General features: G+C 70.6%; 22 protein-coding genes and 1 pseudogene. 7 read left to right on the forward strand and 16 right to left on the reverse strand.

The window, feature by feature from the left end:
* Positions 1-18 precede the first annotated feature (18 nt).
* From ACZ6O2_RS31025 to ACZ6O2_RS31050, 6 genes are all read right to left on the reverse strand, one after another.
* Positions 19-3,045 (reverse strand): hypothetical protein, encoded by a 3,027-nt coding sequence (locus tag ACZ6O2_RS31025; protein WP_466025388.1) that lies wholly within the window; start codon positions 3,043-3,045, stop codon positions 19-21.
* A complete protein-coding gene (locus ACZ6O2_RS31030) occupies positions 3,042-6,197 on the reverse strand; it encodes a DUF6603 domain-containing protein (RefSeq protein ID WP_466025389.1) in 3,156 nt (1,051 codons plus the stop codon). The genes ACZ6O2_RS31025 and ACZ6O2_RS31030 overlap by 4 nt, the downstream gene beginning before the upstream one ends.
* A 2-nt stretch (positions 6,198-6,199) precedes the next feature.
* The gene (locus tag ACZ6O2_RS31035; protein WP_466025390.1) at positions 6,200-8,233 is read right to left on the reverse strand and encodes a hypothetical protein; all 2,034 of its coding nucleotides are present in this window, start codon (positions 8,231-8,233) and stop codon (positions 6,200-6,202) included.
* Positions 8,234-8,808: 575 nt separating this feature from the next.
* Positions 8,809-10,056 carry a globin domain-containing protein gene (locus ACZ6O2_RS31040; RefSeq protein WP_466025405.1) on the reverse strand — a complete coding sequence of 416 codons (1,248 nt, stop codon included), beginning with the start codon at positions 10,054-10,056 and terminating at the stop codon, positions 8,809-8,811.
* A 243-nt stretch (positions 10,057-10,299) separates the two neighbouring features.
* Positions 10,300-10,938, reverse strand: coding sequence for a hypothetical protein (locus ACZ6O2_RS31045; RefSeq protein ID WP_350705294.1), 639 nt, complete (start codon positions 10,936-10,938; stop codon positions 10,300-10,302).
* Positions 10,939-11,010: 72 nt separating this feature from the next.
* The gene (locus tag ACZ6O2_RS31050) at positions 11,011-11,448 is read right to left on the reverse strand and encodes a hypothetical protein (protein WP_466025391.1); all 438 of its coding nucleotides are present in this window, start codon (positions 11,446-11,448) and stop codon (positions 11,011-11,013) included.
* Positions 11,449-11,475: 27 nt separating this feature from the next.
* On the opposite strand from ACZ6O2_RS31050, the gene ACZ6O2_RS31055 reads away from it, so the two are divergent.
* Positions 11,476-12,591: a MerR family transcriptional regulator gene (locus ACZ6O2_RS31055; protein ID WP_350705292.1), complete on the forward strand. Its 1,116-nt coding sequence runs from the start codon at positions 11,476-11,478 to the stop codon at positions 12,589-12,591.
* Positions 12,592-12,953: 362 nt separating this feature from the next.
* Positions 12,954-13,706 (forward strand): hypothetical protein, encoded by a 753-nt coding sequence (locus ACZ6O2_RS31060; protein ID WP_466025392.1) that lies wholly within the window; start codon positions 12,954-12,956, stop codon positions 13,704-13,706.
* Between the two features lie 293 nt (positions 13,707-13,999).
* On the opposite strand, the gene ACZ6O2_RS31065 is transcribed toward ACZ6O2_RS31060, so the two are convergent.
* From ACZ6O2_RS31065 to ACZ6O2_RS31110, 10 genes are all read right to left on the reverse strand, one after another.
* A complete protein-coding gene (locus tag ACZ6O2_RS31065; RefSeq protein ID WP_466025393.1) occupies positions 14,000-14,158 on the reverse strand; it encodes a hypothetical protein in 159 nt (52 codons plus the stop codon).
* Between the two features lie 207 nt (positions 14,159-14,365).
* Positions 14,366-15,889 (reverse strand): aldehyde dehydrogenase (NADP(+)), encoded by a 1,524-nt coding sequence (locus ACZ6O2_RS31070; RefSeq protein ID WP_466025394.1) that lies wholly within the window; start codon positions 15,887-15,889, stop codon positions 14,366-14,368.
* The gene (locus tag ACZ6O2_RS31075) at positions 15,882-17,360 is read right to left on the reverse strand and encodes an FAD/NAD(P)-dependent oxidoreductase (RefSeq protein WP_466025395.1); all 1,479 of its coding nucleotides are present in this window, start codon (positions 17,358-17,360) and stop codon (positions 15,882-15,884) included. The genes ACZ6O2_RS31070 and ACZ6O2_RS31075 overlap by 8 nt, the downstream gene beginning before the upstream one ends.
* Positions 17,353-17,652, reverse strand: coding sequence for a (2Fe-2S)-binding protein (locus tag ACZ6O2_RS31080; protein WP_466025396.1), 300 nt, complete (start codon positions 17,650-17,652; stop codon positions 17,353-17,355). The genes ACZ6O2_RS31075 and ACZ6O2_RS31080 overlap by 8 nt, the downstream gene beginning before the upstream one ends.
* On the reverse strand, positions 17,649-18,806 hold the full coding sequence (locus tag ACZ6O2_RS31085; protein ID WP_466025397.1) for an NAD(P)/FAD-dependent oxidoreductase: 1,158 nt from the start codon (positions 18,804-18,806) through the stop codon (positions 17,649-17,651). The genes ACZ6O2_RS31080 and ACZ6O2_RS31085 overlap by 4 nt, the downstream gene beginning before the upstream one ends.
* 96 nt (positions 18,807-18,902) lie before the next feature.
* Positions 18,903-19,586 carry a GntR family transcriptional regulator gene (locus ACZ6O2_RS31090; protein WP_466025398.1) on the reverse strand — a complete coding sequence of 228 codons (684 nt, stop codon included), beginning with the start codon at positions 19,584-19,586 and terminating at the stop codon, positions 18,903-18,905.
* Positions 19,583-20,584, reverse strand: a complete 1,002-nt coding sequence (locus ACZ6O2_RS31095; protein ID WP_466025399.1) for a proline racemase family protein — start codon at positions 20,582-20,584, stop codon at positions 19,583-19,585. Before ACZ6O2_RS31095 ends, ACZ6O2_RS31090 begins: the two co-directional genes overlap by 4 nt.
* Complete coding sequence (locus tag ACZ6O2_RS31100) at positions 20,581-21,486, reverse strand: dihydrodipicolinate synthase family protein (RefSeq protein WP_466025400.1); 906 nt, start codon at positions 21,484-21,486, stop codon at positions 20,581-20,583. Before ACZ6O2_RS31100 ends, ACZ6O2_RS31095 begins: the two co-directional genes overlap by 4 nt.
* A gap of 45 nt (positions 21,487-21,531) precedes the next feature.
* The gene (locus tag ACZ6O2_RS31105; RefSeq protein ID WP_466025401.1) at positions 21,532-22,860 is read right to left on the reverse strand and encodes an aminopeptidase P family protein; all 1,329 of its coding nucleotides are present in this window, start codon (positions 22,858-22,860) and stop codon (positions 21,532-21,534) included.
* Positions 22,853-24,202, reverse strand: a complete 1,350-nt coding sequence (locus ACZ6O2_RS31110; protein ID WP_466025402.1) for an alpha/beta fold hydrolase — start codon at positions 24,200-24,202, stop codon at positions 22,853-22,855. Before ACZ6O2_RS31110 ends, ACZ6O2_RS31105 begins: the two co-directional genes overlap by 8 nt.
* A 123-nt stretch (positions 24,203-24,325) precedes the next feature.
* Here ACZ6O2_RS31110 and ACZ6O2_RS31115 point away from each other — a divergent pair, with 123 nt between their 5' ends.
* The 5 genes and pseudogenes from ACZ6O2_RS31115 to ACZ6O2_RS31135 all read left to right on the forward strand — a co-directional run.
* Entirely contained in the window at positions 24,326-24,568 is a 243-nt protein-coding gene (locus tag ACZ6O2_RS31115) for a hypothetical protein (RefSeq protein WP_350705269.1), read from the forward strand.
* 102 nt (positions 24,569-24,670) lie between these two features.
* Positions 24,671-25,264: an RNA polymerase sigma factor gene (locus ACZ6O2_RS31120; protein WP_466025403.1), complete on the forward strand. Its 594-nt coding sequence runs from the start codon at positions 24,671-24,673 to the stop codon at positions 25,262-25,264.
* 1 nt (position 25,265) lies between these two features.
* Positions 25,266-26,204: a CU044_5270 family protein gene (locus ACZ6O2_RS31125; protein ID WP_466025406.1), complete on the forward strand. Its 939-nt coding sequence runs from the start codon at positions 25,266-25,268 to the stop codon at positions 26,202-26,204.
* 65 nt (positions 26,205-26,269) lie between these two features.
* Positions 26,270-26,599 (forward strand): sigma factor, encoded by a 330-nt coding sequence (locus ACZ6O2_RS31130; protein ID WP_466025404.1) that lies wholly within the window; start codon positions 26,270-26,272, stop codon positions 26,597-26,599.
* 64 nt (positions 26,600-26,663) lie between these two features.
* Positions 26,664-26,798: pseudogene (locus ACZ6O2_RS31135) on the forward strand (IS256 family transposase); the annotation flags it as partial.

A 26,798-nucleotide genomic window follows, 5' to 3' on the forward strand; every position in this document is an offset into this window, starting at 1 on the left:
GCCCGACAGGCTCGATGATCATGGGTTGGGCAGGGCGGTACGTGCGTGGATCGCGACCCGCATCGGCCGCTGGTAGGTGATGGCGGCCATCTGTGCGGCGTCGGCGCCCCAGGTGGCGGTGGGCAGGGCACGACCGGAAAGGACGGGCAGAGTCGTCGGTGTGGTCGACAGCGGCCCGGCCACCGCAGCGTGGGTGACGGTGGAGCCGGCGGGGCTCACGTGGGACCAGTCCAGGTCGGACCAGTTGTTCGGTGTCGTCGGCGACGGGCCGGGTGGTTCGTCGAGCCCGAACCGCGGGGCGGTGGGCTGTTCCTGGAGGACGAAGAACCAGCCGAGGTTGCCGTCGCCGCCGCGTGCGGCATCGACGGTGAGGTCGAAGCCCAGGTAGGTGACGTCGGGGTCGATGGTGCCGCGGAACTGGGGGTAGCGCTGTATCGGGCCCGGGGTGGGTATGGGCCTGCCGTCAGGGCCGGGGACCGGCGCGCCGGTGGCGTCGAGTTTCGGCACCGCCTTGGCGGCGTACACGACGGTGTGTGGGTAGCGCAGCAGCAGCCGACCTCTGATCATCAGCACGAGCATGCCGGGACCGCCGACCGCTGTGGCGTTGTCGCCGAGGTCCGCGGTCCAGCTCTCGATCGGTGATAGTTGCGACGGCGGGTCGCCGGCCTGGTCGGGGTTTCCCCGAACGTCCCAGAACCGGTCGGCGAAGGTTCCGCCCGGGTCGGTGGGCAATCCTCGCCACAGCAGTTCCCGGCTGAGTTCGTGGTTGAGCCCGATCATGTACGCCTCGATGAAGCGGGAGTTGCCGACCAGGACCGCCACGCTGTCGTCGGCGATGCCGTCGATCCCGGGCAGCATCATCTGGCGGTCCACGGCGGCGAGCGGTCCGCTCATCGGCTGTGGGAACCGGGGCGCCGCCGCGCGGGGCCGCAGCGGATCGCCGGTGGCGGGTGCCGCCGGTACGAGGCCGACCACCTCGCGGGCGACGCTCGTGTCCGGCTCCAGTTGTCCGCCCGCGTCCACCAGCGCCGACGCGACCGCGGGGAGGCTGAGCTCGGGACCCGCCGCTGCCAGCGCCTCCACGGTGGTGGGCAGGTGCTGCAGCAGGAACTCCGCGGCGGCCTGGAACCGGTTGTTGATGCCGAGGAGCCGATCCCCACGCCGTCCCGGCTCGTCGATCTGCCACCGGTCGTCCGCCGGCAGCAGCAGCCCGGCCACCCGGTTCGCCGCCTCTGTCGTCAGGAGAGCAGGCCGCCCCTCGACGTCCCCTGCGCCTTCGGCCGGGTCGGCGTCGGGTGGTGGGGGCGGCGGGTAGGGGTCATCGCCGACGTAGAAGCCGCCATCGGCGTCGTCTCCCGCGATCTTCCGCCAGCCACCGGCATGCGGCACGTTCTCGCGCAGGTGCAGCATCCGCGGCCGGTTCTGGCCACCGGCCCGGTCGCCCACCTCGTCGAAGTCGGCGCCGCCCCGCGGTGGGCGGATCGGCACCCGCAGTCGGCCCCGGGACAATCCCGCGGCCAGTTCGGCGGTGGCGTCCCGGGCCGAGCCGGGTAGCCGGCGACCCAGCGGACCCGCCGGACGAACCGCGCGACGAAACGGCGCGGACAGCGCCGCCGGCGGGAAGACGCTGGCCTTCACGCTGGCTCGCAGGGTGTGCCGGGCACCGGGGTCGGGCGGGGACCCGTCGGGCGTGAGGCGGACCCGGCTGTGCACCGGCGCGGTGACCCGCACGGCCGTGTCGGGAGGCAGCCCGTCCAGGTGCTTGTCACGGACCGCCGCAGCCGTCGCCCGGGCCAACTGCGCCTGGCGCAGCAGGCTGTTGGCCCGTTCCAGTTCGCCGGCCTGTTCCCACGCCGAGGCCATCAGCTGTTCCTGATTGTCCTGCACCACCCGGGCCCCTAGGGCCGCTGCCGCCCGCCAACCCGGGTCCAGGTTCAGCTCCCGCAGCCAAGGTCGGCCCGTCTCCGGCAGCACGTCCGGCGTGCCGGCCTGGTACGCGCCGTAGATGGGTGGGCGCAGCACGGTGAGGTCCACCCCGGGCGGCGCCTCGATCAGGTCCTCCAGCCGCTGCGCAACCGGTTCCTGCACGCCAGGCGGCCATTCCCTGGCCGGCAGGTCGGGTGAGGTGAGCGCGCCCTCGAACGGCAACACGGTCGGTACGGCCAACGCCAGGTCGGCGAGGTCGGGGCCGGCGGCGGAGATGTCGACCGGCAATGCGCCGACGTCCGCGCCGAGCGGGCGGGGACGCAACCGCCGTACCAAGGTCTCGAAGTCCCCGACCTCGGCCGTGGTGAACTCCCAATGGTCGTACACCGGCAGTTCGACGTTCCCCGTCGCGTCCTGCCAGCCGCCCGGTGGCGGCCACGCCAACTCGGCGTCGGGGACGACCGGCTGGCCGAGGCCCGCCTGCACACCGGCGCGGTACACCGGCACGAGGCACGCCACGTACGCCGTGTGCGGCTGTAGCCGGCGAGGACACACCAGCCGGGACAGGGTCAACTCGGGTGACCGTCCGTCCAGCGCCTGCTGTGGCGCGGTGGCACCCCCGGCGATCTGGGCGTGGGCCCATGCCCACGACTCGGTCAGGTCCGGTAGCTCGTCGCGGGCGTCGCCTGCGGTCAGGCGCAGCGACGGCAGCGGCCGGCGCGGGTCCACCACGATCTGCGCGACCTCCCGCCGCAGCACCACCAGCGTCAGCCAGGGGCGCAGCCGGTCGCCGCCGGGCTGCGGGCTGAGCAACCACGGCAGCTCCGGAGCGTCGAACTCCACCAACGGGAAGTAGTTGGGCTCGAAGTCGGTGGTTCCCGGCCGTGGTTCCCGGCGGATGATCTGGCTGGTGTCCAGTCCGACCACGTCACCCGGGCCGTACAGGCGCACCGTCCGGCTGATGCCTTCGGTGCCGGATTGTCCTCGCGCGACGGTGAGGGCCACGGGCAGTCGCACCGCCGCGTCATGGGCCGGCGGGGCGTCCTGGGTGGGAATGGCCGCGGCCAGCCCTTTCCGGGACCAGGCGAGAAACCGGTAACTGCCCGCAGGGTCCGTCATGCCAGCTCCAGTTCCTCGGCCCGTACGATCTGCAGCTCGCCCCGGTCGGCCCGGCCGCGCAGCTGCTCCGCGGCAGCGGTGTAGCTGCCGTCCAGCCCGTCCAGCGGGACCGGGGTGAGCGTGTCCCGGTCGACCACCACGTAGGTGGGGTCGGCCACGACCGGTCCCGGCACGGGCGGCGCGAACTTCGCCCGCCCCTGCTCCCGGGATGGCGCCATGCCGGCGGGCCCGTGCTGGGCCATGGCGGCCACCTGCCCGCCACTCGGGGTGTAGTGCTCGTCAAGCCGTTCGGCGGTGGGCTCGTCGACGTCGAGGATGACCGACTGTTCGTAGTCCAGCGGCATGTCCTGGACGTATCCGACGGCGATCGCGGTGTCCGGGGCGAGGCGGACGCCGGAGATCATTCGCTCGTAGCCGGGGCTTGCCAGCTTCTCCGCGTCACTCATCTGCCGGAACTGCGCGGGTGCGAAGTATTCGGTGGCCACGCCGACGATGTCCAGTCCGTCGGCGGCCACGATCGCGAAGCGGTCGTAGTCCTTCGGCGGGACCGAGCCGAACAGGCCCAGGGTCCGCTGCAGCGGCACCAGTTGCTGGGAGACCGTCAGCGTGCCCAACGGATGCGCGGTCAGTTCGCCGTCCCCCGCACCGTCGCGCAGCACCACCAGCCGGCTGCCTTGCGACGGCAACTGTGCGCTCCAGTTGGCGTCGGCGGTGAGGCTGTCGCGCAGGATCGGCCACACCTCCTGCCGCTGCACGGCCGGTACGTCCTGTACGCGGCCGAACTGTGCCCGGAACGGCAGCGAGAAACTCACGAAGAAGATCTTGAACGTGGCCTCGCCCCAGATCACCCACGGCGACGGTCCGGTCAGGTACACGTGGATGTTCAGACCCATCAGGGTGGTCGCGCCGCGCTTGAGCGCGAGCTGCGCGTAGATCTCCGCGAGCAGCCGGAACGGCGCGAACTGGATCAGGGTGTCGAACCCGAGGTTGCCTTCGAGGCTGAACCCACCGACCTCCACAGCCAACTCGAGCCGGGCGCCCACCTGGACCGTGTTGGACGTCAACGCGAAGTACGTCTCCATCCGAAGCCGCGGGTTCTTCCCCGTCGAGAGGGCCAGGGTCAGGCGGCGCAGCGCCGGGAAGCCGGGCGGCGGCGTGTACGCCGGATGGAACCCGCCCAGCGCCATGGCGAAGTCCGGGTTGGCGCCCCAGTTCGCCCGCGCGGCCATGTCACCGGTCAGCGCGAACGGCCCGACCGTCGAGTCGTACAGGGTGGCGTCGACGGACAGCTCACCGCGGTCGAAGTCGACAACACCGACCACGTCGAGGTTGATGGCCACGATCGGGTGATCGGGATCGGGCAGCGCGGCCCGGATCCGGCCGAGAACGATCAGCCGCACCGGCGACGGCAGCTCCAGGATCAGCGCGAGCTCGATGGTGACCAGCGTGACCGGAGCGCCCCACCCGATCAGCGCCATCGGGCCGAACACGTGCTGGCCGGCCGCTGGCGGGAACACCGACTGGAGCGCGCTGACGATCTGGGGGGCGCGCGGTGTCGGGTCGTCCGGGGAGAACAGGATCGCGTCCAGGGTGCGGTTGCGAACCCCGGCGCGCAGGACGTCGACGGCCACGGTGCGGTTGATGCCCAGCAGGCCACCCACCGCGTTGAGGCTGAACCCGAAACCCAACTGGATCGGAGTGAACCCGGACGCCTGGACGATCACCAGCAGCGAGACGCCCCGCGATCCGTCCGGCAGGCGTGTGGTGAGCAGTCCGACCGCGTTGAGGGTGAGCTTCTCGAACTGCAGGTGCAGTCCGCCGGCGTACTGCTCTTTGACCGGGTCGAAGAAGAGGAAGCCGCCGCCGGAGACGGCGGGCGCCTCGATGGCCACCACGATCTCGGTGGGCGGGATGAACACCAGCGCGCCGTCGGCGCCCATGCCGAGGCCGAAGCGGCCGGCCCCCAAGGTCACCGGCCCGAGCCTGGCGACCAGTGTGTCCCGCACCCGGACACCGCCGGCCGGCAGGATCAGTGAGCCGTCGGAACCGATGCCGAACTCGTCGAACTCGACCGTCGGCCAGGTGATCGCGGGCGCACCGAACCGCACGCTCACGACTCCGGAGAACAGGAAGCGTACGACGCCGTCCGCGATCTCGACGCGCAGGGCCCGAAGTCCGAGCCTCGCCACGTCAGCCAACTCGACGGAGACGAGGTCCCGCGGATCGTCGGAGGCGCCGGGCGGCTGGGCCGCGGACAACGCACCGCTCACCTGCCGGCCGGCGGCGAACCCCACATCGACGGCGACCCACTTCTCCTCCCCGGCCTGCTCCAACGGCGTCAGCCGCAGGTCGACGCCGAACCGCGCGGTCCGCACCGTGTTGCGGTCGATGTCGAGCTCGAAGGTACGGAAGCGGTACCGGAAACCGAACAAGGTTCCGGTGACGGGATGCTGCGCGTCGGCGCTGGCGCTCAGCCGGCCCGTGAACCCCTCGGCGTCGATGGCGGCCTCGCTCAGCTCGAGCCGCAGCTCCGCCCCCGGGTCACTGTGCAGGTACTCGTCGGGCAGCGTGACGGAGAGCAGGTCGATCGCCAGTCCGTGGAAATCCGGGCGTTCACTCAGCCAGCCCGGCGGGTCGATCCCCCCGAAGACGGGCCGCACGTCGTGGGCCTCGACCACGATGTCGGTGTCCGCGACGTACGCCGGTGCCAGCGAGGCGCCCTCGAACCGCTCCAGAGTGAAACCGTCGCCGGACACCCGCACATCGGCGGTGATGGTGATCGACGCGGGGTCACCGGTGGCCACGTCACGCAGGATGTCGCCGCGCAGCCGCAGCCCCAGGGTCACCTCCTCGAGCAGGATCGACGGCTCGGCGCCGATGGTCACGGTTGCCCGGACCCCGGTCCAGCCTGCTCCGGCCGAGCCCAGGACCAGGGCGATCGCGTCGGTGCCCGGCGGGGTGAGCGCCAGCTCGCCCTCGAATGCCAGCTCGAACGCCACCACCAGCGCGGTGTCGTCGAACGCGGCGTCGGCGCTGAGGTAGTAGATCCCTTCGAAGGCGTCGGGCGGCAGCATCGAGACCAGCGGGAAGTCCGTGGCGGCGAGCGCCTCGCCGAGCGGGTACAGGGCCCGACCGTCCACCTCTATGGCCATGCTCATTCCGTCCAGTTCGCGGTGGTCCAGATGGCCTGTTCGGCGCCGTGCCACTCGATGCGCCGGCTACCGGCAGGTCCCTGGATGGCACAGTTCCGCTCGCCACCCTGATCGATGATCCGGATGGCGGTGACGACACCGCCGGTGCGTACGTAGCCGAGAAAGACCGGCGAATGTCCGTATTCGTTCATGACGTGAGCGGTGGCGCTGGTCTGGGTGGCCTTGATGCCCTCGAAGTCCGCATCGTCGTACCAGAACTGCAGCACCGCCCCCGGCTCCAGCCCGGTCAGCATGCCGCCAGCGATCCGGTCGAAGTAGGCGTTGTCGCTCTCGCCCGCGTTGCGGGTCGGATCGAGGTGGTAGCTGGCGGCCAGGCCGCTCGCCACCAACGCGCCCGCACCACCGCGTCCGATGTGGGCGGTGGGGAAGTTGCGTTTGGTGCCACCGGCGTGGAACAGATCGATTCGGCTCTGCCACAGGTGGTGGGCCAGCTGACCGCCGTCGAAGATCGTGGTCCGGTGGGTGCTGCCGCCGATGTTCTGCGCCGGCACCGGGTTGGGAAAGAACGCCTGCAGCACCGGGATCATCCGCGTCGCGCCGACACCCGGTTCGCTGTTCGGCAACGGCTGATTGTTCTGCAGAATGCTCGCTCGTGCATGCACCGAAGCGGGCAGAGCGGCCCAGGCGTCGTTGATCAGCCGGATCGTTTCCGCGTTGGTGGCGCTTCGCCCGAAGTTCAGCCGGCCACCACAGATTCGGTTGTCCACGAGCGCCCGAACGGAACGCCGCATCGACATGAACGTGCAGCGATATCCTCCGGGTCGGTCGCGCGGCTCGACCAGCATCGCCTCCCGCATCCGGAGCCGAAGCTGGATATGCGGGGCGGGCGTGGCGGCGAAGTCCACGGCGATCGGTGCGTCCGCCGCCGGCAACCGCCACACGTCCGAGGCGGCCCCGTCGATCCACCGCATGCCGCCCACGATCGAGACGCGGACGTCAGTTACCGGTGCGTCAGCGGGGTAACTCCAGAAGAACACTCCGTGCGCCGGCAGCCGCTGGGTCGCCAGCTCGGTGTCGGCGGCGTCAGCCACGCGTACCCGTTGGGCGGGGAAGCGGACCGAGCAGTCGGCGACCGGTTTCCAGACCCGGGTAAAGCGAACGGCACGATAGACCGGTGTGGTGCCGCCGGTCGCCAGGACCGCATCCGGCACGACCGCGCCCGCGGCGCCGTCGGTGAGCTGCGGCCGCAGCACCCGCAGCACGTGGCGGGCGGGGATGGCACCATTTGCGGCATGGGCGGGGTCGTCGAGGTCGATACCCGGGGTGAGGGCGTTGAACGCACTCGACAAGCCGTCCTTCGGGGCGGGCCGGCTGGCCATCGTGATCCGCAGCGCGACATTCAACTGCGCGTCGACGGGATGCACGGTCGGCATCGCGTTGGCGATCCGGTCGTCGGCTGCGGCCGACGCGCCGGGACGCAGGATCGGCTCGTAGCGTCCCTCGAGGAATCGCGCGACGGCGTGCTGCGCCCAGTTGGCGTGGGTCGGTGGGATGGACGGCGTGCCTCCGACTCGGCCCCGGTGCAGCGCCGTCCGTAGCGTATTGAAGAGGAATTCCTCGGAGATGCGGACCGGCCCGTACCACACGACGGCCGGCAGGATCTCCAGACCGCCACGCACGGCGGGGTCGTTCATCGCGGTGGCGGCTTCGAGATCCACGGCGACCCGGATCGTGCCGACGGTGCGCCACTTGGCGTACTCGGCGGAGGTGAACTGCACGGCGCTGGGCTCCGGCGTGATCCCCGGCGCCGCCGGATCGGGGATGAAGCGCAGGCGCCCCGGAAACAACGGCCGAACTTGCGGCAGTGGTAACCCGGCCGTCAGCCGGAACGCCAACTGCATCGCCTGCGGAAATGGGCCGCCGGCGATCGGGGCCGCGGCGAAGGCGACATCGGAGGCAGTGAGTGACGGGGCGCTGATCCGTCCCTGATCGGCCGCGGAGAACGGGAATAGAAGGAAGCCGCTCCTGATCGGCATGCGAACCCCTTCCGTGCCACGCTGGCGTTAGGTGATCCCGTTCTGAGATCGTTCAGGTGGCTGAGATCCGCTGTCAAGACGACCGATCGTTCCGCAGAGATCCGACGCAACGGTTGTGCTTGCGGAGCCTGAGATGCGGCTCCGTCGCTCCATCGTCGACGTTCGGGCCCGAGCGGTCAGTCCCTCCCTCCGTCGAGCAGCCATCTTGGAGGGACCGCGACTTCCGGCAATCCTGGTCATCCCTCCTGACCAGTACGTGTCTTTCGAGGCGCCGAGAGCCAGGCCCCGCAGCGGTGGCCGCGACAGGTGGCGGGGCCGTGACGGCACACCGCACCAGCCGCCCGAATCCGATGTACACAGACGTGTACCGGCGGCCAGGCAAGGGAGACCGACACGGATCACCGCCCCGGACGACGCCTCTTCCTGACCGCCCACACTCCGCCGGCCACGGCCAGAGCGAAGGGACAGGATGCAGCAGATGGCACTCGCGGACCAACCAGCGCCTGGCCATCCCCGCACGGCAGTGAGTCGCCGTGCGGGCGGACGCCGCCTGCCGGGCCGGTTTCCGGCTGAGCCTACTGCCGGTCGCACCGGATGTGGTCAGGCTCGACGCCGAGGTCGACCAGGCGGTGGGCCAGTTCCGTGACCATGGCCGCCGGTCCGGCGAGGTAGGCGTCGTGTCCGCCCCAGCCGCCGTAGCGGGTCACGACGTCCACCACCGTGCCGGATTCGTATGAGCCGGCGTCACCGTCGGAGACCGCCAGCACCAGGCGGAGCCACGGGAAGCGGTCCGCGGACGAGCGGAGCGATTCGAGATCGTAGAGGTCGTCCCGGGTGCGGGCGCCGAAGAACAGCCAGGTTGTCGGCGGGCTGGCCGTACGGGCCAGCCCGCCCAGCAGCGCCTGGATCGTGGCCAGACCGGTGCCGCCAGCGACCAGCAGCACGCCGTTACCCGAGGCGGTTGCGAGGGTCGTGATGCCGCGCGCCGGGCCGAGCCGAAGCACATCACCCACGGCGGTCTTGTGCACCAGGACGTCGCTGAGCCGGCCGGCGCCTGTCGCCCGCACATGGAACTCCAGCACTCCGTCACCGCCGGGAGGGTTGGCCATGGAGTAGGACCGCCAGGTGCGCGGCAGCCGCCCGGATCCGACCGTGGCGTACTGCCCGGCCCGGTAGTCGTACGCCTCGGCGGTGCGTACCCGCAGGACTGCCAGGTCGGGGCCGCGCAGCTCGTGGTGGACCACGGTGCCCTCGATGTACGGCGGCGCGGAAAGCTCCCCCGTGGCGGCGCTGCTCATCACGCCGGCCAGAAACCGGTACGCCCGTGACCAGGCGTCGTCGTGGTCGGGACGCCAGGCGGCGCCGGCGCGAGCCCGCAGCGTCTCCATCAGCGCCGCACCGAACGGCTGGTAGTGGCTGGCGCGTACGCCGAGCTTGCGGTGCGCCCGGCCAAGCTCCTCGAAGACCGACACGATGATCTCCGGCTGGTCCAGCCCTTCGATGAGCTGCCGCACCGACCAGGCGAGCTGGTCGCGTTGGGCCGCGAGCGAGTCGGGGAACAGCGACCTCAGGTGCGGTCCGTCCCGGAACAGCGCCGCGTACAGGTACGTCAGCGTGTCGGTGAGCGGCTCCAGCAACGCGAGGCTCTCCCGTAGCAGCCGCTGGTCGTCCACTCGTTGCGGCCAGGCCGCCAGCAGCGCCCCGGCGGACGCCTCCCGCTCGTCCGGTGCCGGGCCGTCCCCACGCATCCTTCGGCGCAGCATCATGGAATGGTGCAGGCCGAGCAGGTCGTGGTAGTCGTACGCGTGGTCCTTCTCCCTCATGATCACGCCGGAATGCTAGGCGCGGCCCGCTGGTAAAGCGCCTCTCATCAGGACAAATGTGCGTTCTACCACCGCTTGTAGTAGTCGGGGCGGACGGCCCTTCCACGAACCGTCCGGTCCGTGCTAGGCCCTGTCTTCGTCAACCTGGCGGCGGTCCGTGGGGCCGAGGGCTTGGCGTTACCCTCGTGAACCCCCGGCCTCCTAGAGGGTGGAGGAGACCGGGGGCGCTCGGGTCGGCAGCGGTCAGGCGGTGATGCGGTTCTTCGTCGGCTCGGGAGCGGCGAACACCTCGGTGGCCGGGGTGCGGAAGGCGTGCACCAGGCCGGCGATCGACAGCAGCAGGAGCAGCCCCGCCCCGATGAACGTCACCAGAGCGGCCTGCCCGGCCTTACGGCCGAACTCACTGAAGCCGTACGAGGTGAGCAGCATGCCGCGCAGCGTCTCGCCCTTGAACACGGTCTCCCGCTGGCCGCTGACCTCCGCCAACTGCTTCTGCAGGTCGGCCAGGGCCGGGTCGTTGGTCTGCGTGGCCTGCTCGACCCTGGCCCGCAGCTCGCTCTCCGGCGCGCCGAGGTCGGCGTACGTCTTCCCACCGGCCATGGACTTCAGGTGCAGCCCGATGAACTCGTTGGCGTAGCACTCGGCCTGCTTGCCGGTGGTCATCTTCTGGCCGGCGTACTCGACCAGGCAGTCCGCCTTCTTCTCCTCGTCGGTCAGCTTGTCGGCCGGCTTGAAGGTGATGTGCTGCGCGCCGAGCTGGTCGCGTACGTAGTCGTTGGCGAAGTTCGCGTTCGTGGTGAGGACGAGGCCGGCGATGAGCAGCAGGACGGTCAGGCCCAGCCCGCCCATGCTGAACAGCAGGTCCAGGGTGCGTCGCTTCATGTCGGAACTCCCGTGAGGATGGCAACGTCCGTTGGTGTCGCGTTTCATCCTGGATCACATGGCGGTCCCTTGTCAGGGCCGAACCACCTGTCCGGTCCATGACCTTCGACTCCCCCGCCCCGGGCCGTCCGGCCACCTCAGGACCATTCCTCGGCCGGTCGCCGGCGGGCCGCCGTGCGTCCACGGGGAATCCTCCGGCGTCGGGAACGCCCCGGCCGGCAGGAACACGTCGGACAGGGGGGTGTAGCAGAGCCGCTCGCCCACCTCGGGTACGCTGCCCGGCGGTGCGGTCGGACCCCGACCCATCCCGCCGGAGAGCTCCGGCACCACCTCCGTCCTGCCGTCCGCGGCCGGGGTCAGGAAGATCATTCTCGCCTTCTGGGCCGGCCGGGTCGGCGACCACAGCGTCGAGCATGGCCGCCCTGTCGACACCGACGAGGTCATCCGCACCGAACGGGCCTGGGACGCGTGGAACTCGATGACGCCAGCAGCGAAGCGCTTGCTCCTCACGCGGCGTCATGCCACATAGTCGGTGGCGTGGAGGAGCACCTGACCGTGGGGCGTGTGGCGGAGTTGGCCGGTGTCAGCGTCCGCACACTGCATCACTATGACGAGATCGGCCTGCTGAAGCCGTCCACGCGGACCGCGGCTGGGCACCGGGCCTACTCAGCGGGCGATGTGGAGCGGCTCCGGGAGGTGCTCGCCTACCGGCGGCTCGGCTTCGGGTTGCGGGAGATCGCGGATCTGGTTGACGATCCGGCGACCGACGCAGTCGCGCACCTGTGCCGGCTGCGCGGTCTGCTGATGGACCAGCGCGACCGCGCTGCTGCCATGGTGACGGCCATAGACAGGGAACTGGAGGCACGAGCAATGGGAATCAGGACGACGCCGGAGGAGCAACTGAAAGTGTTCGGCGCACAGTTGTACGACGCCATCGGATCCGCGTACCCAGCGACGCGGCGCACCGAGCCACGGATCGCCGCGCGCATCTGGGATGCGCTGGGGGACGCACGAACGGTGCTGAACGTCGGGGCTGGCACCGGCTCATACGAACCACCCGACCGCGACGTCACGGCGGTGGAACCGTCGGCGGTCATGCGGGCGCAGCGTCCCGTGGGCGCGGCGCCGTGCGTGGCCGCCGCTGCGGAGAGTTTGCCGTTCGAGGACCAGTCTTTTGACGCGGCGATGGCGGTCAGCACCGTTCATCACTGGCCGGACCCGGTCGCCGGGTTGCGTGAGATGCGGCGTGTGGCCCGCCGCGTGGTGGTGTTCACGTACGACGCTGATGACACCGGCTGGCGTCAGCGGTTCTGGCTCACCCGCGACTACCTGCCTGAGTTCGCAGACCTCCTCGTCGGCTGGCCGTCCCTGGCCGATCTGACCCGCGCCATCGGAGGACGCGCGGAGCCGGTGCTCGTCCCGTGGGACTGCGCTGACGGCTTCTTCGAGGCATACTGGCGCCGGCCTGAGGCGTACCTGGACGAACATGTACGCCGCGCGGTTTCGGTATGGACCAGAGTTGGACCGCAGGCTGAGCAACGGGCGGTCAGCATGCTCCGCGAAGACCTTTCCTCAGGCCGGTGGGCCGAGCGCAACCGCGACCTCGTCGCCCTCGACACGGCAGAACTCGGTCTCCGCCTGCTCGTAGCCTGAACCACTGTGCAGTCAGCTTTCTGGCGGCATTGTCGTGCTTGGAGCTGTCGGTCCAGCTCATGAGGCAAAGCGATGCGCAGATCCGGTGCATGCTCATGGCGAACCCCTCCACTCCCAACGGGTGCGCCAGGTGCACCCGGGCGTCGGCCGCGGTCAGCACATCCGCCGCCCAGTACCAGCCGTAGGTGGCTTTCAGAACCTTCTATTGCCCGTGTCACGTCGACAGACATTTCTGTTCCTTAGATGGTTTGCTCATGTCGCAGACACCCCCTGAGGCCATCGCGCACTGAGACACAGCGCGCACGGTCGACACGAGCGGATGTGGCTGTTCGCCGCAGAGAGGCCACGACTACGGTGATGCTGTGGCGGTGTGGGAGCTCTGGCGGCAGGACGACAACGGCAACCGGGTCCGGATGGGCACCTTCGCTGACCGGGTTGAGGCGCTGGCCAAGGTCCTGGCGCTGGAGTCTGGTGTGGTGCACAAGCAGACCTACTGGGTCGACGGGCCACCCGGGCCGGCCTGCCGCACAAACCGCGACCTGTACCAGCGCCTTGTCCGGGAAGGCGAAGGTATGAACGCGACCGCGCGTAGTTTGGACGTGTTCCTGCGTTCGTGGTGGCGGGTTGCCCGGCCACTGTCGGATCGGGTCTCGCTGGACCTGGATACGGTTGCCGCGATGGTCGTGGCGGCGGGCATGGTCGAGCCGGCGCCGCTGCAGGCCTCGTGGCGCTGCGCCTCGTTTCGCTACACGGACGAGCCGACGTCGTATGCCGACTGGGAAGCCATCGTGCTGTCTCAGATCGCGGACCTGGCCGACTTCGCCGATCAGGGACCGCTGGACGAGTACGCCCGGTTCGGCATTGACGCCCCCCGTACGGCAGGATGTGCGCGAGCCACGGACATCCGCTGGTACAACTTTGATCCGCAGGCGTACCTGGAATGCGGGATGGCCGGAGCACTGGGCGGCTGGCACGAAGACGACGGCCTACGGAAACCAGTTCCTGGCCCCGTCGTGCCGTTGGTGAACGATCCGGAGCCGGGCGAGCACACCATCGGCTTCCTCGGCTGGGCCGATCTCGCAGAACTGGCCCGGTGCGGGCAGGAGTACGAATAGCACACCGCGGCCGAACTCAGCCCGACAGACCGCTTGCAACGCTTGCGGCAACGCCACCGGAGCGACATCAAGCCGTACCTCGTGCAGCACCCACCCTCATCCCAACAAGCAGACGCACACGCTCACCTCGGCCAATGCACGTCATCGGCACGCCGCCCCACTATGCCCGGGCACGGCCGACGCGACGACCGCGGCGTGAGCCGATGTCAGCGAGGAATCTCCCATGATTCACGGCTGCGTGTTCCACTCGTTCGGCGCCGGACGGCATCGGGCGAGCGACACGCTTGCGTGAGTCACAGGCAGCACCAGCAATACTCGATGCCCTTGAGGTCAATCGCATCGACAGTCGCGCCGGCGCTGCTGACAACGACCGGCCCGCCACCGAGATCCTCCATCAGCCTGACAGCCGCAGCGTCATCCTTTGCCCGGAAGTAGTCATACAGCACGCCCACGGCAAGCACTCCACCACAGGGATGTGACATCGCTCGAACACCCGGGCCGATGAGCGGACGATGTCGCGTGCGCTGCCGGTGTTCCGGCTGCCGCGGAATACTCGGCTGCGGGTGACGCAGACTCACCCTGAGGCTCCGATCGGCGGGACGATCAGGGCGCGGCCCACTCCGGCCACCGGCCGGGGCACCACCCGCGCCCGACCCGGTTCAGGTCGTACTGACGCCGTCGACCGTCCGGGGGACGCGGAGCGGGTTGGCCTCGCGCAACTCCGGTGGAAGCAACGGATCCGGGACGTTCTGGTAGCAGACCGGGCGCAGCCAGCGCTCGATCGAGGTGCTTCCCACCGAGGTCGAGCCGCTCGTGGAGGCGGGGTACGGTCCGCCGTGGTGCATGGCGGGGGCGACCGTCACCCCAGTGGGCCAGCCGTCGACCACGACCCGTCCCGCGATCTCGCTCAACCCGGCGACCAGGTCCGCCGCCGCGTCGTCCCGCTCGTCGGCGGCCAGGTGCACCGTCGCCGTGAGGTTGCCCGGCAAGGCGTTGAGCACCGTGTCCCGTTCGGCCGTCGAGCCGTAGCGGACCAGCACGGTGACCGGTCCGAAGCACTCCTCGAGCAACTCCCGGTACGCCCCTCCGTCGAGCCGCGACGCCGCGACGGTCAGTACGCCCGGCCGTACGGCCAGCGGCACCGCGTCATCGCCAGCCTCGCCCGCCCCGAGCGGTTCCGCCACCCCTGGTAGCGCCGCGCGGGCGCGTACCCCGGCGAGGAACGCCTCCCGCATGCGCGGGTCGAGCAGTGGCCCGGACGGGACCGCCGCCGCGACGACCGTCTGGACGACGGCGTCACCCGCTGGTCCCTCGGGCAGAAGGACGAGGCCCGGCTTGACGCAGAACTGGCCCATGCCCTGCGTGTACGAGGCCGCCAGCCCCGCTCCGATCTCCTCCGCCCTGGTCTCGGCTGCGCGTTCGGTCACCACCACCGGGTTCAGGCTGCCCAACTCACCGTGGAACGGGATCGGCCGTGGCCGGGAGGATGCGATGTCGAACAAGGCGCGGCCGCCACGCACCGAGCCGGTGAACCCCACGGCCGCGGTGAGTGGATGGCGTACGAGTTCCAGGCCGGCGTCGAAACCGTGGACCAGGCGGAGAACGTCCTCGGGCAGTCCGACCTCGGCCGCCGCCGACCGAAGAATCCGGGCGCAGAGGGCGGAGGTGGCGGGATGGTCCGGGTGTGCCTTGACCACCACCGGGCACCCCGCGGCCAGAGCGCTCGCGGTGTCGCCGCCTGGCACGCTGAACGCCAGGGGGAAGTTGCTCGCCGCGAAGACCCCGACCACGCCCAGCGGCACCTTGTAGCGACGCAGATCGGGGCGAGGTACGGGCTGCGCCGACGGGTCGGCGTGGTCGATGATCACGCCCAGGTAGGTGCCGGCCGAGACCACGTCCGCGAACATGCGCAGCTGGTAGCACGTGCGGGCGAGTTCGCCGCTGAGCCGTACCGGGCCGAGCGCCGACTCCGCGTCGGCGGTCGCGATGATCTCCTCGCCGTTCGTCTCCAGGAGCGCGGCGGCTGCGCGAAGCAGGTCCGTACGCGCGGCGCGGTCCCGCAGTGCCGCACCGGCGGCTGCGGCCGTGCGCACCGCCTGGTCCACATCGTGCGCCGTCGACTCGGCCGCCACGCGCTCGCGCGGCCTGCCGGTACGCGGGTCGACGCTCAACACGTCATTCACCGTCTCGTCCTCCTTCTTCCTTCTCGACGGGCGTCGTGTCCTCAGCCAGGGCAGCGAGCTCTCCCAGGGGCACCGGCACAGCGAGGCTGCGGGTGGCCAGCGGGCGCAGGTCGTCCGTCGTGGTCTCACGCCCGGTCAGCCAGGCCGCGATCCCTGCGGTGGCATGGCCGCACACCCGTCCCTGGCACCAGCCCATCCCAGGCCGGGCCAGCATCTTCAGCGTGCGCGCGTCCTCCGCGCCGAGGTGGTCGTGCGCCCGGCGCAGGTCGCGGTATGAGACCTCCTCGCAGCGGCAGACCAGCGTCGTCTCCGACAGCCACTCGGGCCATGCGCCTGGCACCGGATAGGTGCGGTGCATGGCGGCGGCGAACCTGCGGCCCCGCCGGACGGCCCGTCGCAACCGCCTCATCAGCGCCCGGTCGGTCGGGCAGTCGCGCGCGTCGGCGAGGGCGAGCGCGGCCAGCCGCCCCTCGTGGACGGCCAGCGCCGCGCCGCCCACACCGGTCGCCTCACCAGCGACGTACAGTCCTTCGACGCTGCTGCGCTGACGGTCGTCGACGGCCACGACGAGCGATCCGTCGGTGTCCTTCGCCGTTTCGGCATCGAGCATGAGCGGCAGTTCGAGCGAGGGGGTGAAGCCCCAACCGAGTGCGACGAGGTCGGCGGCGATCTCCTCGTCCGGCCCGGTCGGGCGGCCGTCGCGGTCCACCCGGGCGACTCGGACCGCCTCCGCCCGGTCCTTCCCGAGTACCTCACGGATCACGGCCCTCGTCCGGTACGGGATGCGGTGTCGGGCCATCAGCATCGCGTACTGGAGTGCCTCGACGCCCTTGGCCGGCGCGGACATCGCGCCGAGCGGATCGCGTAGCCAGCCCAGCGTTGCGTTGGCCTCGATGACGGCTGCGACGGTCACTCCGGCACGCGCGAGGCCGGTGGCCACGGGGAGCAGGAACGGGCCGGTGCCGGCGATGACCGCACGCCGCCCCGCCGCCGTTCGATGCCCCTTGAGCAGGGCCTGCGCTCCCCCCACGGTCATCACGCCGGGCAGGTCCCAGCCGGGCACGGGTAGTTGCCGGTCGTATCCTCCTGGGCACAGGATCAGCGTTCGCGCGACGAGCGTGAGGCCCGCGCCGTCCACCGGGGTGACGGTGGACGTGGCGGCCGTCATCCGGAGCGTGAAGGTCCCGCCAGCGTCGCGGGTGACGAGCCAGACCTGGTGGCCGGGGAGGTAGCGGACCTGGCCAGCTGCGCGGAGGGCGTTCAGGCGGTCCCGCAGCCGGGTGAAGACCGGCCAGCCGTGGTGGCCGACGCGATCGTCGGGACGGGCGTGGGCCTCGTCGTAGTGCCGCCAGTACTGCCCACCGGGTTGCGCGGCGGTGTCGATGAGGGTGACCTCGAGCCCGGCCTCGGCGGCTTCTACGGCGGCGGCGAGGCCGGCTGGTCCCGCGCCGACCACGGCGACGTCAGGCACGTGCGGCATCGCTGTCCCCCCGGTCGCCGGCGTCTGGTGTGTCCGGCCCGGCGTCATCGCCGAGGCGCATGCCGTCGGCGGCGGCGACGAGACAGGCGCGCTGGTCGGGAACGCCGTCGACCGTGATGAGACAGTCGAAGCAGATGCCGATGCCGCAGAACAGTCCTCGCGGCGTGCCGCCCCTGCCGGTGGTGCGCCAGCTCGTGATTCCGGCGGAGATCAGCGCGGCGGCGACGCTCTGGCCGGGCTCGGCCGGCACGGCGGCACCGCGGAATGTCATCCGGTGCGTCATCGAAACGCCTCCTCGTCCTGCGCGAAGCGGTCCGGTGCGAACGGGGTGAGATCCAGGTCGGTCCGCTCCCCCACGAGCACCTGGGCGATCAACTTGCCGGTGCCGACGGAGAGACCGATGCCTGCGCCCTCGTGGCCGCAGGCGTGCCAGAGGCCGGGTGCGCGGGTGTCCGGACCGATGACGGGTAGATGGTCCGGGCAGTAGGGACGGAAACCGAGGTAGGTGCGCATCACCCGGATCTGCCGGAGCATCGGGAACAACGCGATGGCCTTGGCCGCGAGCGTGCCGACAGCGGTGACGGACATGGTCCGGTCGAGTCCGACGCGCTCACGCGACGCGCCGATGAGGATCGTGCCGGCGACGGTGCCCTCGACCACGGGCGAGGTTTGCAGTGCCGCGTCGGAGCTGCCCACGTCACCGACGTACTCGGCGGCGTACACCTTGTGGCGGATCGTCCGGGGCGGCATCGGCTGGGTGACCAGGACGAAGCCCCGTCGGGGCAGCACGGGGACACGCACTCCGGCGAGGCCGGCGAGGTCGCCGGCCCACGTGCCGGCGGCGTTGAGCACCGCGCTGGCCGGGATGTCTCCTCCCGAGGTGCGTACGCCCGTCACCCGCGGGCCGTCGCGGAGGAACCCCGTCACCTCGGTGTGCGTACGCACACGCGTGCCGCGCTCGCGGGCCAGCCGGAGCAGGTGGGCCGCCACCAGCATCGGCTGGACCTGGGCATCCTGTGGGTAGTAGGCGCCACCGACGAGCCGCGGCGACAGATGCGGCTCGTAGTCGCGCAACTCGGCTGGCGGGACGTCGCGAACCTCGACACCGCAGCGGCGCTGGTGGACGGTGAGCTCACGCAGTGCGGCACGGCTCTGCTCCGATGCCGCTACGACCAGCCCGCCCTTGGCTTCGAACTCCCACAGATCGCCGTGCTCGGCGAGATCCTCGCGCCAGACCCGCTGCGAGTACAGTGCCAGGTCCAACTCGGGACCGGCCTGTTTGTCGGACACCAGCACGTTCCCCTCGCCGGCGCTGGAGGTGCCGCCGGCGATCGCACCGCGCTCGACGACGACCACCCGCAGGCCCGCCAGTGCCGCGAAGTACGCGCTGGCAGCGCCCACCACGCCCGCCCCGACGACCACCAGGTCCGCGCTCACGCCGTCGTTTCCCCACCGTGGACGGCAACACGCGGCTCGACCGCGCGGTGCCCGAGGGTCCGCTCGCTGCGCTCGGTCATGCCGCCCCGCTTCGCCTCATGGGGCGTCCTTGGCGCTGTCTGCCCACAGACCGCGAACGTGGCCGATGTGGCGGTGCATCAGCAGTTCGGCCCCGGACGGATCGCGGGCTTCGATGAAGTCCAGGAGCTCGTGGTGCTCCGCCGCCGATCGGCCCAGTCTGCCGCTCTCCAACAGTGGGGTCAGGCCGAGCAACCGGGTCCGCGAGCGCAGGTCGGACACGACATCCACCAGGAACCGGTTGCGGCTGTAGCCGAGCAGGGTCAGGTGGAAGACGTGGTCGGCCTCGATGTAGCCGACCAGGTCGCCGCGCTCCGCCGCGTCGACGATGGCCTGCGCGAGTGCCCTCAGCTCGGGGAAGTCCGCCTTCGGGATCACCGCCACGACATTCCGCACGGTCGGCGGCTCGATGAGCAGCCGCACGGCGGCCAGGTTGTCGAGGTCCTCCTCGGACACCTCCGTGATGCGGAAGCCCTTGTTCGGATGAGGAACGGCCAGGCCACTCTTGACCAGGTCGAGCATGGCCTCCCGCACCGGTGTGGGCGACACGCCGAGCTGCGCGCCGAGCGCCGGAGCCGAGTACACCACGCCAGGCTCCAGCTTGCCGGAGATGATCGCCGCACGCAGGGCCTCCCTGATCCGGTCGCGGAGGTTCTCTCTGCGACCGATGTCAGGAAGGTCCGGGACCGGCGCCGGGCTCACAGCAGGAATCCCGCGGGGAACGGGTCGGTGGGGTCGAGGTGGAGCTGTGCCGTCGCGGTGACCCATGCCCTGCCCGTGATCGACGGCAGCACGGCGGGGAGCGACCCGACCGTGGTCTCGCCGAGCAGCCGCCCGGTGAAGCGGGTGCCGATGAACGACTCGTTGACGAAGTCCTCGCCGATGCCCAGCTCGCCCCGCGCCCACAACTGCGCCATCCGGGCGCTCGTGCCGGTGCCGCACGGAGACCGGTCGAACCAGCCGGGGCGGATGGCCATGGCGTGCCGCGACAGCTTGGCGGTGGAGCCGGGGGCCTTCAGGTAGACGTGGTGGCAGCCGCTGATGTCGTCACGCTCGGGGTGCGCCGGCCGGTCCTGCTCGTTCACGGCATCCATGATCGCCAGACCCGCGGCGAGCAGGTCGCCGGCGCGGGCGCGGTCGAAGGGCAGCCCGAGGTCCGCCAGGTCGACGATCGCGTAGAAGTTCCCGCCGAAGGCCATGTCGTACTCGACCGCGCCGACGCCCGGCACCTCGATCTTCCGATCGATCGCGTACGCGAAAGACGGGACGTTCTGGATGGTGACCGACTCCGCCGCGCCGTCGCGCACCGTCACGGAGGCGACGACCAGGCCGGCGGGAGTGTCGAGCCTGACCGTGGTCACCGGCTCGACGAGGGGCACCATCCCGGTCTCGACGAGGACCGTCGCGACGCCGATCGTGCCGTGGCCGCACATCGGCAGCAGTCCGGATACCTCGATGAAGAGCACGCCGTAGTCGGCGTCGGGACGGGTCGGCGGCTGCAGGATCGCGCCGCTCATCGCGGCGTGGCCGCGCGGTTCGTACATCAGCAACGTGCGGACGTCGTCGCTGTTCTCCATGAACCACAGCCTGCGCTCGGCCATGGTCGCCCCGGGGATGGTGCCCATGCCGCCGACAACGACCCGGGTGGGCATCCCCTCGGTGTGCGAGTCGACGACGTGGAACGTGCGGCGGGATCTCATCGGTAGCCCTTGGCGAGCACCGCTTCGGTGTCGGCGGTGATCCTGGCTGCCAGTTCGGACGGCAGCGGCAGGCGTGGCGGACGGCAGGCGCCGCCCTTGCGGCCGGCGACGTCCATCGACAGCTTGATCGACTGGACGAACTCGGTCCTGGAGTCCCAGCGCAGCAGCGCGTGCAGGTCCCGGTAGATCGGCAGGGCCTTGGCGATGTCGGCGGGGTCGCCTGAGGTGACCAGCCGGTAGAGCTCCACGGTGCTCTCCGGGATCGCGTTCGGGTAGCCGGCGATCCAGCCGACGGCTCCGGCGACACCCAGTTCGAGCAGCACGTCGTCGGCGCCGACCAGAACGTCCAGGCCGGGGGCCAGTTCGGTAATCTCGTACGCCCTGCGCACGTCGCCGGTGAACTCCTTCACGCCGACGATCAAGCCCTCCTGGAACAGTTCGGCAAGCAGCGCAGGCGCCAGGTCGACCTTGGTGTCGATCGGGTTGTTGTAGGCGACGACAGGCAGTCCGGCACGCGCGACCTCGCGGTAGTGCTCGACCACTGCCCGGCGGTCGGCGCGGTAGGCGTTGGGCGGCAGCAGCAGGACGGAGGTGGCTCCGGCCTCGGCGGCCTGCTCGGCCCAGCGGCGGGCCTCGAGCGCGCCGTAGGCGGCGACACCGGGCATGACGCCGAATCCGGCGGGGGCGGCCTGTACGGCCGTCTCGACGACGCGCTCCCGCTCCTGCGGGGTCAGCGTCTGGTACTCGCCGAGCGAGCCGTTGGGCGTCACGCCGTCACAGCCTCCAGCGGCGAGGAACCCGACGTGCTCGGCGAACGCGTCGTAGTCGATGGAGAGGTCGTCGTGGAAGGGCAGCGCCGTCGCGACGTGTACGCCGCGCCAGGGCCTTGCGGGGGTGGTCACTGCTGGCTCCTCATCGATCGTATGGGGAAAGCACCCAGTGCAATGTCACATCATCGAGTTGACGGCCATCCACTTCTCCAGGCCGTCGGCCTCCAGCGGCAGCGCGCTGGACAACACCTCCTGACCGTCGGGCGTGACCAGCAGGTCGTCCTCGATACGCACACCGATCCCGCGCAGCTCCGGAGGCACGGTCAGGTCGTGCGGATGGAAGTACAGTCCGGGCTCGACCGTCAGCACCATGCCGGGCGCCATGACCGCACCCTGATAGGCGTCCTCCGCAGCTCGGCCGCAGTCGTGCACGTCCAGCCCCAGGTGATGGCCGACTCCGCACACCAGATAGCGCCGGTGGTGTTGCCCGGTGTCGGACAGCGCCTCGTCCACGGAGACCGGCAACAGTCCCCAGTCCGCCAGGCCCCGCGCGATCACCTCCATCGCCGCGTGATGGAACTCGGTGAACCGGCGGCCCGGACCCACCGCCGCCAACCCGGCCCTGTGGGCCTGTTCCACCAGGTCGTGTACCTGCCGCTGCGCCGGCGAGAACCGCCCGGAGGCGGGAAACGTCCGGGTGACATCGGCGGTGTAGTAGCTGTTGACCTCGACCCCCATGTCGAGCAGGAGCACCTCGTCCGGCAGCACCGGGCCGTCGCAGCGCACCCAGTGCAGGGTGGGCGCGTGCCGGCCGCTACCGACGATCGTGGTGTAGCCGGGGCCGTTACCGTACGCCCGGGCGTACCGGTCGAAGGTGCCCTGCAGCCACCGCTCCCCGGGCCCGGCAATCGCGGTGGGGATCTCGCGGACGACCGCGGCGAAGCCCTCGACGGTGCGGTCCACCGCCTCCCGGAGCTGCCCGATCTCCCACTCGTCCTTGTACATGCGCAACTCGGCGAGGGTCCGCGTGACCTCCTCGTCCCGGGTCACGTCCTCGGTGAGTTCCGCGCGCGGCCGAACCTCGACGTCCAGCGCCCGCGCCCAGTCGGCCAACCCTGGCGCCGCGCCCACCCACAACTCGCCGTAGCGGGCGTCGGCGAAGAACCCGGAGTCACCGGGCTGGGCCGGCGGCGGCAGGTAGAGAGTGGCGTCGCCGCCGCGCAGCACCACGACGGCGTTCTCGACCGAGCAGCCGGTCGTCCAGAAGAAGTCACTGTCCGGACGGAAGTCGTAGCTCGTGTCGTTGCTGCGTACGGGCGCCTCCCCCGCCGCCAGCACGACGGTGCGGCCCGGGAGCGCCTCGGCCAGGCGGGCCCGGTGGGCGGCGGCCGCCTCGGCGGCGCCGGGCACGACCGACGGGGTGCGGTCGGGCACGTCCCAGCCCGTCGTCATGTACTCCGTGAACGCCGCGACGTCGGAAAGCTTCGGCGGCCTGCCATCACGCAACGGAAATTCCCTCCTGCCGGGGAGCGGACGGGTTCCTGTCAGCTCCATCGATACCTCTGACTCCTGCGCCCGCCTCGCGGAGCATCTCGGTCAGCCGGGCGAAGACCCGGTCGTCCTCGCGTACGCCGTCGTGTTCGTACTCGTTGGTGATCCAGGTCCGGACGTTGCCCACCCGGGACGCCGTGTCCATCTGCAGACCCGCGTCCACGTACATGTCGTCGTAGTAGACAGCGGCCACCACCGGAATCTCGTTGGCGGCAAGCCGGTCGAGGTCATAGAGCGGCGGCCACTCATCCCGGACCGCCAACGCTTCCACGGCGCCGCGGAACGGACGCAGCTCGGCGATCTCCTGGAACATCCATGGGTAGATCATCTCGCCGGTGAACAGCAGCGGCCTGGCCTCCTCGGCGAACTGCGGATGCCTCTCCCGCTCCGCCTGGGCCGCCCAGCCGGTGGCAGCGGCGCCATGTCCGTAGATGCTCTCGTGCAGGGCCGCGAAGAGCGGGTTGTCACTGTATGCCGTCCTGGCCAGCACCTGGTGCAGGAACGTCGCGGACAACTCGTCCCCGGAGAACGCCTCATCGAGCAGCCAGTGCATGCGCTCGTGTCCTGGCTTCATGCCGAGGTCGATGCCGAGCGACTGCAACCGTCGGACCGTGAGCAGATCGCCGTCGGGCAGCAACACGTCGCCTTCGGCCAGCCGATCGGCGATCCGACCCACTTGCGCGGCCTGGTGCGGGTAGCGCCGGTAGAACTCCCAGTTCTTCGCCTCCACCCGCGGGTAGGTCCGCCGGTAGACCTCCGCCGCCGACGGGTCGAGACCAGGCAGGCCACCGGTGACGTAGCAGGCACTCAAGCCCTCCGGAGCCTTCGACAGGTACGTCAGCGTGACGAAGCCGCCGTACGACTGCCCGAGGGTGGACCAGCGCTCGCCGCCGAAGACGGACTTCCGCAGGTGCTCGTGGTCGGCCACGATCGAGTCGGCCCGGAAGCACGCGAGGAAGCTGGCGGCCTCCTCCGCCGTCGCGAACGCGCCCATCCGGCGGCCATCGACGCGGGTGCTGCGGCCGGTGCCACGCTGGTCGACCAGGACCACGCGGTGATCGCGCAGCGCCAGGCCAAGCCAGCCGGACCGGGTGAGCGGACGGGGGCCCTTCCCGCCGGGCCCGCCCTGCAGGTAGACCAGGCACGGCAGGTCCTCCCCGGCCCGTGTGGGATCGACGATCTCACGGGCGAAGACCTGGATGCCGCCGCGCGTCGGGTCGGACCAGTCCAGCGGCACCTCGCTGACGTGGTCCCGGATGCGCATGCCAGGGATCGTGTAGGTCGCGGTGACGGTCATCGACACCCTCCTTTCGCCGCCGCGGCCGGCTGAACCTCTGTCGCCCCTACGGCACCGAACACGATCACCACCTACTGCGGGCACGCACGCCATCAGTAAGGTGTGCAATTGCACTGATCGTAGATGGAGATCCAGTATCTGCCAAGCCGGACGCCGTACGACCCCCACCAACCGGAACCGCCGGAGACACTCGGTACGCGGACGATCACCACCGGGTCTTCGCCCAGAGGCACGGCATCGATGACTGCGCAGTTCAAGGCCGACGCGGCGGCGTTCAAGCTGGCGTACGCGATCCTGGACGGCACCTTGATCCCTGAGGATGTGGAGGTTCGCGTGCCGTGTGCCGCACCAGGACGGTCAGGGTGATCGTTGGCGGCCACCCATGAACCTTCTTGCCGCGAGGTGCGGATAACAGGTGATGCTTCCCTGCTCCGCGAGAGGCCTTGCGTGAAAGAGCTCAGACCAACGTTGGACGCCGATGTCGGCGCGGTGACGGACGCAGCGATCATCGAGCGCTCCGTGCAGGACCCGGAGACCTTCTCGACGATCTTCGACCGACACGCGCCGCACATCCACCGTTACCTGGCACGGCGCCTCGGTGTGCCGGCTGCGGACGACCTGGTCGCGGAGACGTTCCTCGCGGCGTTCCGCCACCGCGACCGCTTCGACACCACCTATCCGAACGCGCGGCCGTGGCTGTACGGGATCGCCACCAAGATCGTTGGCCAGCACCGGCGAAACGAGGAGCGCGAGTACCGGCTGCGGCAGGCGTACGTCCCCGCGACGAGCGAGGCATCGCACGCCAACCGGGTCGTCACCGCGGTGACGGCGCGATCACTCCGCCGGCCCCTCCTCGAGGCGCTGGCCAGGCTCTCCGACGGAGATCGCGACGTGTTGCTGCTGATCGCCTGGGAGGAACTCAGGTACGACGAGGTCGCCGCCGCACTGTCGATTCCGGTCGGCACCGTGCGATCGCGACTCAACCGGGCCCGCAAGCTGCTCCGTGAACGGTTGGGCGGCGCACCGGCCAGCACGATCGAGGAGGTACTGAGCAATGGATGAGATGCGACTGCTTCAGCAGCTCGGCGGTGAGACCGGGCTGCCGGCAGCCGAGCGGTTGGAGACGGCCCGCAGCCGGCTGGAGACCGCCATGGCGGCGCCGGCCGCTGAGCCCTTGCCCACGGTGTCCACCACGCGCCCGACACCTTCCCGCTCGAGGCGACCGGCCTGGCGGCTAGTGCTCAGCGGGGTGGCGGCGGCGGGTCTGGCGGGGGCAATCGCTTCCGCACTGGTGCTCGTACCGGACCAGCTCGGTGGCAGCACGCCACCCGCACGGGCCGATGCCACCCAGATCCTGCAGAACGCGGCGGCCGCCGCGCTGCGGGTGCGCGACGTCGATCCCCGGCCGGGCCAGTTCGTCTACACACGCCTGCAGCAGGGGCGTGATCTGCGGGAGAGCTGGACGTCGGTGGACGGAACGCGGGACGGTCTGGTTATCGAGACCTCTGCCGCCGGCAGCCGCACGGAGACAGTCGTTCCCGGCTGCCGGAATGGGCGGGCGGTGGTGCTGAAGGGCGGCCGGGTGGTACCGGGCGAGACGGAGCGGTGCACCCCAGCACCCGCCTACCGCGCCGACCTGCCCACCGACGCCGCCGCGATGCGGGCTTTCCTGGCCGAGAGCGCCAAGGGGGAACCGGGCGACGCCAATGCGGTCGGCAAGGAGGTCCTCTACTACCTCACCGACAGCTACCTACGCCCCCGGACCCTGGCCGCGCTCTACGAGGCCGCGGCGACGATGCCGGACCTGCAAGCCGTGAAGCCCGTCAAGGACGCCGCGGGCCGACCGGGCATCGGGATCACCTGGCCATCGACGCGCGGCTCGGGCGAGATCGTGCTCGTCTTCCACCCCGAGACCTACACCTTCCTCGGAGTGGGCGGGCCGGCAGGCGGATCGGCGGTGTTGGCCCTCGCCATCGTCGACCGAGTCGGCCAAAGGACCTGACGTCCGTCCCAGCGGCCAGCCGCCTCCCATACATGAACTGTCCAGCCACTGGGTGCGGACAACGAATGACGCTCTTCCGTGAAAGGCCCACCATGCGACTCCTGCGACGACGGAGGAAGAACGTCGGCGACAGTGCATTGACAGACGCCGAAATCATCGCTTGGTCCGAGGAGGATCCCGAAATCTTCTCGACGATCATCGACCGGCACGCGCGGCGCATCCATCGCCACCTGGCGCGACGCTTCGGTGTGCCGGCCGCAGACGAACTTGTCGCTGAGACATTCGTCGCGGCGTTTCGTCTTCGGAACCGGTTCGACATCACCCAGTCCGACGCTCGGCCCGGCTGCGTCCAGGGAAGTGGTGTACGACTTGCCCGTGATGGGCGTGTTGCGTAGATGAGAGACGGCCATCGCGTCGATCCTTCAAGACGACCAAGTCAGAGAAGGAAGAGAGGACGCGATGGCCGCATCAGAGAGTGTGAACCCTGTTGACCTGCTGCGCGAGCAGATCGAGGGCGCGTCGCCGGACATGTTGCAGGCGATGATCAGAACGTTCGCGCAGGCGTTGATGTCCGCCGAGGCCGACGCGATCTGC

This window comes from Micromonospora sp. NPDC048040, assembly GCF_055587185.1.

What these genes read in the sequence shown, in the direction of transcription:
- ACZ6O2_RS31025 (WP_466025388.1), bottom strand. Translation starts at nt 3,045, where the DNA reads ATGACGGACCCTGCGGGCAGTTACCGGTTTCTCGCCTGGTCCCGGAAA.
- ACZ6O2_RS31030 (WP_466025389.1), bottom strand. Translation starts at nt 6,197, where the DNA reads ATGGCCATAGAGGTGGACGGTCGGGCCCTGTACCCGCTCGGCGAGGCG.
- ACZ6O2_RS31035 (WP_466025390.1), bottom strand. Translation starts at nt 8,233, where the DNA reads ATGCCGATCAGGAGCGGCTTCCTTCTATTCCCGTTCTCCGCGGCCGAT.
- ACZ6O2_RS31040 (WP_466025405.1), bottom strand. Translation starts at nt 10,056, where the DNA reads ATGAGGGAGAAGGACCACGCGTACGACTACCACGACCTGCTCGGCCTG.
- ACZ6O2_RS31045 (WP_350705294.1), bottom strand. Translation starts at nt 10,938, where the DNA reads ATGAAGCGACGCACCCTGGACCTGCTGTTCAGCATGGGCGGGCTGGGC.
- ACZ6O2_RS31080 (WP_466025396.1), bottom strand. Translation starts at nt 17,652, where the DNA reads ATGACGCACCGGATGACATTCCGCGGTGCCGCCGTGCCGGCCGAGCCC.
- ACZ6O2_RS31095 (WP_466025399.1), bottom strand. Translation starts at nt 20,584, where the DNA reads ATGAGATCCCGCCGCACGTTCCACGTCGTCGACTCGCACACCGAGGGG.
- ACZ6O2_RS31110 (WP_466025402.1), bottom strand. Translation starts at nt 24,202, where the DNA reads ATGACCGTCACCGCGACCTACACGATCCCTGGCATGCGCATCCGGGAC.
- ACZ6O2_RS31115 (WP_350705269.1), top strand. Translation starts at nt 24,326, where the DNA reads ATGGAGATCCAGTATCTGCCAAGCCGGACGCCGTACGACCCCCACCAA.
- ACZ6O2_RS31125 (WP_466025406.1), top strand. Translation starts at nt 25,266, where the DNA reads ATGCGACTGCTTCAGCAGCTCGGCGGTGAGACCGGGCTGCCGGCAGCC.
- ACZ6O2_RS31130 (WP_466025404.1), top strand. Translation starts at nt 26,270, where the DNA reads ATGACGCTCTTCCGTGAAAGGCCCACCATGCGACTCCTGCGACGACGG.